Here is a 7,157-nt window from a genome sequence, read left to right as displayed (position 1 = left end):
TCCATCGCGCGCTGGACCTCCTGGGAGGGGCTCACCTCGCGGACCTCGACCGCCTCGACGCGGATCCCCCACTCGTCGGTCGGCTCGTCCAACTCCTCGTTGATGCGGTCGTTGATCTGGTCGCGCCGGGAGAGCGTGTCGTCGAGCTCCATGTCGCCGAGCACCGCCCGGAGCGTGGTCTGCGCGAGGTTCGAGACGGCGTTCTTGTAGTCGTCCACCTCTAAGAAGGCCTTCTTGGCGTCCATCACCTTGATGTAAACGACCGCGTCCGCGGTGACCGGCGAGTTGTCCCGCGTGATCGCCGACTGGCTCGGCACGTCGATCGTCTGCGTCCGCATGTCGAACGCGTACGTCCGCGAGACGAACGGCGGGATGAGGTGGACGCCCGGCTCCAGCAGCTTCCGGTACTCGCCGAACACCGTGAGCGCCTCCTTCTCGTAGGCGTCCACGATCTCCACCGCGCTGACGACCGTGACGGCCGCCAGCAACACCGCGAGCGCCGCGACGCCGAAGACGAGGCTCTGGCTGAGGAGGGCGATCCCGACGAGCAGCGCGGCGCCGAGCGCCGTGTACTGCCAGACGGAGTCCGGGATGCCGCCCATCGCGTCCTCCAACTCGAAGGGGTCGCCGCGCGGACCTTGGGTTCCCATGACCTGCGTTACGCTTCGACGCTGTTAACGGTTCGCACGAGGCGGGCGAGGGGCGCCGCCGCCGCGTCGGAGCGCTGACTCCGAGAAACCGGTAACGCCGGTCTCCGCGACCGTTTTTAAATAGATGGCGGGCGCACGTCGGACCATGCCATCCGACGAGGACGACATCGAGCACGAGTTCCGCACGCGAAGCGTCCACGCCGGCTCGAGTCCGGACCCGACGACCGGCGCCCGCGCAACGCCCATCTACCAGACGACCTCCTACGAGTTCGAGGACGCCGACCACGCCGCCCGGCTGTTCGCGCTGGAGGAGGCGGGCAACGTCTACTCGCGGATCATGAATCCGACGAACGCCGCCTTAGAAGAGCGGATCGCCTCCCTCGAGAACGGCGTGGGCGCGGTCGCCACCTCGTCGGGGATGGCGGCGCTCGACCTGGCGACGTTCATGCTCGCGTCCGCGGGCGACAACGTCGTGTCGTCGTCGGCGCTGTACGGCGGCACCTACACCTACCTCACCCACTCCGTCGAGCGCCGCGGGATCACGACGCGGTTCGTCGACCCGCTCGACTACGAGGGGTACGCCGACGCCATCGACGAGGACACCGCCTACGTCCACCTCGAGACCATCGGGAACCCCGCGCTCGTCACGCCGGACATCGAGCGAATTGCCGATATCGCTCACGACCACGGCGTTCCCCTGTTCGTCGACAACACGTTCGCGACCCCCTACCTCTGCCGCCCGCTCGACCGCGGCGCGGACCTCGTCTGGGAGTCGACGACGAAGTGGCTCACCGGTAACGGGACCACCGTCGGTGGCGTCCTCGTCGACGGCGGCTCCTTCCCGTGGGGCGAGTACCCCGAGAAGTTCCCGGAGATCGCACGGGACAACCCCGCGTACCACGGGATCAACTACGTCGACGCGTTCGGCGACGCGGCGTTCACGTTCGCGGCGGTCACCCGTGGCCTGCGCGACCTGGGCGACCAGCAGTCGCCGTTCGACGCGTGGAACACGCTCCAGCAGACGGAGTCGCTCCCGCTCCGGATGGAGCGCCACTGCGAGAACGCCGCGATCGTCGCGGAGTACCTCGACGACCACGCGGACGTGGCGTGGGTGAACTACCCCGGGCTGGAGAGCCACGAGACCCACGACGAGGCGAGCGAGTACCTCGAGGGCGGCTACGGCGGCATGATCACCTTCGGGCTGGAGGGCGGCTACGAGGCCGCGAAGGGGACCGTCGAGAGCGCCGACCTCGCCTCGCTGCTCGCGAACGTCGGCGACGCGAAGACGCTCGTCATCCACCCCGCCTCGACCACCCACCAGCAGCTGACCGAAGAAGAGCAGGAGGCCGCCGGCGTCACCGGCGACATGGTGCGGCTCTCGGTCGGGATCGAAGACCCCGCCGACATCGTCGCCGACCTCGAAGCCGCGATCGAGCGAGCGACGGCCTAACGCTCGGACCGGAGGCGAGGGTTCGAACGCGGACGTCAGGTCTCGTCCCGCCGTCGCCGCTCGCCGAGCGCGATCCCGGCGAACGCGACGACGGCCAGCTGGACCCCGACGCCGACGCCGGAGCCGACTCCGCCGAGCACGGTCACGAGACCCTGCCGTGGGTCGAGGACGAGGAGGGTCGCGGCGGTCGCGACGAGGTAGACGACCCCCGCGGCGAGCCCGGTCGCCAGCACCGTGGCGCCGGGCCCGTCGGCGGGGTCCCGGCGCTCGCCGGCCGCGACCGCGAGCGCGAACAGGAGCCCGTACACCAGGACGAACGAGACGAAGCGCCCGCCGAGGGCGTACAGCGATATCGTCTCGGGTGACGGTAGGCTGACTCCGCTCTCCAGCACGAGCGGGGGGAGGCGACGCGACACGGCGATCGCGGCCGCGGCGACGGCCGCGGCCGCGGGAGGGACTGCGGACCAGTTCATGGGGCGGGTGCCCGATGCGCGCTCGCGTCGGGAGTAGATTTCGCTTCGCGGCGGCCGACTCGGGCGTCCTCCGAGGCAGTCGTCCCGGGGGCTTCCGCGAGCGGCATGACTTTTTATCCTCACCCGCGAACCAGCCCCCATGACCCAACGGACGCGTCGCGACTGGCTCCGGACCGCGGGCGCCGTCGGCGCCGCCGGGCTCGCGGGGTGTAGCTCGCTCGGCGTCGACTGGCCGCCCGACGACGGCTCCGACGGCTCCGACGGCGACGACACGGGACCCGGCGCCCCGCTCGACGATCCTATCGACCTGGAGACGCGGTCGGAGTCGTCGGACGGGCTGACCACCCAGTTCCGGCAGGGGCTCCGCAACCACGGCCACGCCGACGCGACGATCCCGGACACCGTCGAGACGGAGTGGGCGGTCCCGACCAACCGCGGCGACCACACGGCCTCGAAGGGGAGCCCGGTGCAGGCGCCGACGGGCGCGATCCTCATCGCCGACGACACGGGACGAATTCGGTCGCTCACGACGGACGGGGAGACGAACTGGTCGACGTCGCTCTCCGACGACGACCGCGGGAGCCACGGGACCCCCGCGATAGCCGAGGGGACGGCGTACGTCGGCACGTACGACGGCGTCGTCTCGGCGGTGGCGGTCGAGAGCGGCGAGATCGAGTGGCAGACCGAGGTCGGCGACGCGGCCGCCGCCAGTCCGACCTACCACGAGGGGAAGCTGTACGTCGCCGTCGAGCACGCGACGCCGAGCGGGAGCGTCGTCGTGATGGACGCCGAGAGCGGCGAGGTCGAGTGGCGCGACGAGCGGCCGACCGACCACCCGCACTCGACGGTCGCCGTTGATCTGGAGCGCGACCGCTTCCTGTTCGGCTCCAACGACGGTCACGTCTACGCGTGGTCCCTCTCGGACCGCGAGCGGGCGTGGACGCACGACACCGGCGGCGACGTGAAGGCGCCGATCGCGATCAGCCGCGGGATCGCGCTGGTCCCCTCGTGGGCCGGCACCGTCACCGCCCTCGACGTCGCCGACGGCACCGCGCTCTGGGTGTTCGAGACCGACGAGGACGTGTCGCCCGAGGACGGAGAGGAGGGCGCCGATCCGATGCGGACGGGCGGCGTCATGTGCGCGCCCGCCGTCCACGACGGCGAGGTGTTCGTCGGGAGTCACGACACCAACGCGTACGCGATCGACCTGGCGACCGGCGAGGAGCTGTGGTCGACTCCCACCGACGGCCTGATCACGGGCAGCGTGACCGCGACGAACGAGCACGTCCTCGTCGGCTCGTACGACGCGCACCTCTACGCGCTCGACCGCGAAGACGGCTCGGTGACCTGGGCGGTCGAGGGGGGCGGCGACGTGACGAGCGCGCCGCTCGTCACCGACGACGGGATCTACTACGCCGAACGCGCGCCGGAGGACACCGACGAGCCCGGAATGTGCTACAAACTCGTTGCGCCGGAGTGAGTCGGCCGTCTCGGGCTCCAGACCGGCCGCCGCGCCCGCGAGAACTCACGAACGTCCACCCGAAACGGTGGGTCCGAAACGGTTTTGCCGGCCCCTGACGGACGGTCGATATGCCAACGGATCCCGACACAGGGTACGACCCGTCGCTGGGTCGGAAGTTCGTGTTCGTCACCGGCGGCGTCATGTCCGGACTGGGGAAGGGGATCACCGCCGCCAGCACCGGGCGGCTCCTCTCGAACGCTGGCTTCGACGTCACCGCGGTGAAGGTGGACCCCTATCTCAACGTCGACGCCGGGACGATGAACCCGTACGAGCACGGCGAGGTGTACGTGCTCAAGGACGGGGGCGAGGTCGACCTCGATCTGGGCAACTACGAGCGCTTCCTCGGCACCGACATGACGTTCGACCACAACGTCACCACGGGGAAGACGTACCAGCACGTCATTGAGCGCGAGCGCGCCGGCGACTACCTCGGCAAGACCGTCCAGATCATCCCGCACGTCACCGACGACATCAAGCGGCGCATCCGAGAGGCCGCCGAGGGCTCCGACGTCTGTCTGATCGAGATCGGCGGGACGGTCGGCGACATCGAGTCGATGCCCTTCCTCGAGGCGCTCCGCCAGTTCGCACACGAGGAGGACGACGAGGACATCCTCTTCACCCACGTCACGCTCGTCCCGTACTCCAAGAACGGCGAGCAGAAGACGAAGCCCACCCAGCACTCGGTGAAGGAGCTGCGCTCGATCGGGCTCCAGCCGGACGTGCTGGTCGGGCGCTCCGAGGACCGGCTCGACCCGGAGACGAAAGAGAAGATCGCCCTGTTCTGTGACGTCCCCACGGACGCCGTCTTCTCGAACCCCGACGTCGAGGACATCTACCACGTCCCGCTGATGGTGGAAGACGAGGGGTTAGACGAGTACGTGATGGACCGGCTCGGCCTCGCCGACGAGGCGCTCCCGAAGGCGGAGCGCTCCACGGAGTGGCGCGAGCTGGTCACCCGCGACCGCGACCGCGAGATCGACGTGGCGCTCGTGGGCAAGTACGCCTTAGAGGACGCGTACATGTCGATCCACGAGGCGTTGAAACACGCCGGGATCCAGACCGAGACCGAGGTGAACGTGCTCTGGGTCGACGCCGACGAGACCCGCGCGGAACACGAGGAGCGGCTCGCGTCGGCCGACGCCGTCGTCGTCCCCGGCGGGTTCGGCTCCCGCGGGACGGACGGGAAGATCGAGGCGGTCCGGTACGCCCGCGAGAACGACGTCCCCTTCCTCGGGCTCTGTCTCGGCTTCCAGATGGCGGTCGTCGAGCACGCGCGCAACGTGCTCGGGCTGGCGGGCGCCCACTCCGCGGAGATCGACCCCGACACCCCGCACCCCGTCATCGACCTCCTCCCCGACCAGTACGAGACGGAGGACATGGGCGGGACGATGCGGCTCGGCGCGCACGTGACCGACATCAAGCCCGGCACGCTCGCCGCGTCGGTGTACGGCGCCGACTCCTGTACCGAGCGCCACCGCCACCGCTACGAGGTGAACCCCGAGTACATCGACCAGCTGGAGGCCGACGGGCTGACGTTCTCCGGGCGCGCCGACAACCGGATGGAGATCGTCGAGCGCCCGGACCACCCGTTCTTCTTCGGGACGCAGGCGCACCCCGAGTTCCGCTCGCGCCCGGACCGCGCGAGTCCGCCGTTCGTCGCCCTCGTGGAGGCGGCGCTGGAATCGACGGACACAACCGAGCGGAACGCGGACGTGAGGCTATAGATGGTCGATACGGACGAGTTCATCGACGAGGCGATAGCGGAGATCCGGGAGGCGATCGGCGACGCGAACGCCGTGATCGCCCTCTCGGGCGGGGTCGACTCCTCGGTCGCGGCGACGCTCGCGTACGAGGCGGTCGGCGACCAGCTCACCCCCGTCTACGTCGACACGGGGCTGATGCGCAAAGGGGAGACCGAGGAGATCCGCGACACCTTCTCGTTCATGGAGTCGCTTCGCGTGATCGAGGCGCAGGAGCGCTTCTTCGACCGGCTGGCGGGCGTCACCGACCCCGAGGAGAAGCGCCACGTCATCGGCGAGGGGTTCATCGACGAGTTCGAGGCGGTCGCCCGCGACGTCGACGCCGACTACCTCGTGCAGGGGACGATCTACCCCGACCGCATCGAGTCGGAGGGGAACATCAAGTCGCACCACAACGTCGGCGGGCTCCCCGAGGTCGTCGACTTCGAGGGGATCGTCGAGCCCGTCCGGGACCTGTACAAAGACGAGGTCCGCGAGGTCGCCCGCGCGCTCGACCTCGAGGCGGTCATCTCCGAGCGCATGCCGTTCCCTGGGCCCGGGCTCGCCGTCCGGATCGTCGGCGAGGTGACCCCGGAGAAGGCCGCGGTCGCCCGCGAGGCGACCCACGTGGTCGAGGAGGAGCTGGCGGAGTACGACCCGTGGCAGGCGTTCGCCGCCGTCCTCGGGAAGGCGACCGGCGTCAAGGGCGACAACCGCGTCCACGGGTGGGTCGTCGCCGTGCGCTCGGTCGAGAGCCGCGACGGGATGACCGCCCGCGCCCAGGAGATCGATTGGGGAACGCTCCAGCGGATCCAGAGCCGGATCACCGGCGAGAACGAGAGCGTCGCCCGCGTCGTGTACGACGTGACCCACAAGCCGCCCGCGACGATCGAGTACGAGTGATGGCGGACCAGCAACTCGCCGTCGTCGCCGGCCCCGACGAGCACGGACTCGGCGAGGAGCTCGAAGCCCTCGGCGTCGACGTCCGCCGGATCGACGGGCTGGTCACCGCCGCCGCGCTCTCCGAGGCCGGGATCGCCGAGGCCACCCTCTTCGTCCTCACCGACGTCGAGGAGGCGACCGGGATCCCGATCGCCAAGGAGCTGAACTCGAACGCCCTCGCGGTGACGTACGCGGAGCGGTCGCTCCCCGAGTTCGTGGCCGGCGTCGCCGACCTCGCGGTCGACCCCGACCTGATGGACGCCGCGACCGTCGCCGAGGAGCTCGTCGACGGCGCCGCCGACCGGGCTGCGTAGGCAGGGGGCGCGGCGTTGGCGTCCGCCGGCGAGAACGTGGACGGTTCCGCGAACACTAGCGTTATTC

General features: G+C 70.2%; 7 protein-coding genes. 5 read left to right on the top strand and 2 right to left on the bottom strand.

Annotated features, from left to right (window positions below; all coding sequences use genetic code 11):
- Positions 1–650, bottom strand: a 650-nt coding sequence (locus U4E84_RS07060) for a paraslipin (protein WP_322531392.1), incomplete at its 3' end; no start/stop codon positions are given.
- A gap of 145 nt (positions 651–795) precedes the next feature.
- Between U4E84_RS07060 and U4E84_RS07055 the strand changes: the two genes are divergently transcribed.
- Positions 796–2,100, top strand: a complete 1,305-nt coding sequence (locus U4E84_RS07055; RefSeq protein WP_322531391.1) for an O-acetylhomoserine aminocarboxypropyltransferase/cysteine synthase family protein — start codon at positions 796–798, stop codon at positions 2,098–2,100.
- Between the two features lie 35 nt (positions 2,101–2,135).
- Here U4E84_RS07055 and U4E84_RS07050 read toward each other — a convergent pair whose 3' ends face one another.
- A complete protein-coding gene (locus U4E84_RS07050; protein WP_322531390.1) occupies positions 2,136–2,573 on the bottom strand; it encodes a hypothetical protein in 438 nt (145 codons plus the stop codon).
- Between the two features lie 139 nt (positions 2,574–2,712).
- Between U4E84_RS07050 and U4E84_RS07045 the strand changes: the two genes are divergently transcribed.
- The 4 genes from U4E84_RS07045 to U4E84_RS07030 all read left to right on the top strand — a co-directional run bounded on the left by U4E84_RS07045 (position 2,713) and on the right by U4E84_RS07030 (position 7,090).
- Positions 2,713–4,053: a PQQ-binding-like beta-propeller repeat protein gene (locus U4E84_RS07045; RefSeq protein ID WP_322531389.1), complete on the top strand. Its 1,341-nt coding sequence runs from the start codon at positions 2,713–2,715 to the stop codon at positions 4,051–4,053.
- A 110-nt stretch (positions 4,054–4,163) separates the two neighbouring features.
- Complete coding sequence (locus U4E84_RS07040) at positions 4,164–5,819, top strand: CTP synthase (RefSeq protein ID WP_322531388.1); 1,656 nt, start codon at positions 4,164–4,166, stop codon at positions 5,817–5,819.
- Positions 5,820–6,737: a glutamine-hydrolyzing GMP synthase gene (guaA, locus tag U4E84_RS07035; protein WP_322531387.1), complete on the top strand. Its 918-nt coding sequence runs from the start codon at positions 5,820–5,822 to the stop codon at positions 6,735–6,737.
- Complete coding sequence (locus U4E84_RS07030; protein ID WP_322531386.1) at positions 6,737–7,090, top strand: CTP synthetase; 354 nt, start codon at positions 6,737–6,739, stop codon at positions 7,088–7,090. Before guaA ends, U4E84_RS07030 begins: the two co-directional genes overlap by 1 nt.
- The last annotated feature ends 67 nt before the right edge of the window (positions 7,091–7,157 follow it).

Source organism: Halorubrum sp. AD140 (genome assembly GCF_034497445.1).
GTDB lineage: Archaea > Halobacteriota > Halobacteria > Halobacteriales > Haloferacaceae > Halorubrum.
Note: the sequence above shows the minus strand (reverse complement) of the source record. Positions and strands in the feature narration are given on the sequence as shown.

What these genes read in the sequence shown, in the direction of transcription:
- U4E84_RS07055 (WP_322531391.1), top strand. Translation starts at nt 796, where the DNA reads ATGCCATCCGACGAGGACGACATCGAGCACGAGTTCCGCACGCGAAGC.
- U4E84_RS07050 (WP_322531390.1), bottom strand. Translation starts at nt 2,573, where the DNA reads ATGAACTGGTCCGCAGTCCCTCCCGCGGCCGCGGCCGTCGCCGCGGCC.
- U4E84_RS07045 (WP_322531389.1), top strand. Translation starts at nt 2,713, where the DNA reads ATGACCCAACGGACGCGTCGCGACTGGCTCCGGACCGCGGGCGCCGTC.
- U4E84_RS07040 (WP_322531388.1), top strand. Translation starts at nt 4,164, where the DNA reads ATGCCAACGGATCCCGACACAGGGTACGACCCGTCGCTGGGTCGGAAG.
- guaA (WP_322531387.1), top strand. Translation starts at nt 5,820, where the DNA reads ATGGTCGATACGGACGAGTTCATCGACGAGGCGATAGCGGAGATCCGG.
- U4E84_RS07030 (WP_322531386.1), top strand. Translation starts at nt 6,737, where the DNA reads ATGGCGGACCAGCAACTCGCCGTCGTCGCCGGCCCCGACGAGCACGGA.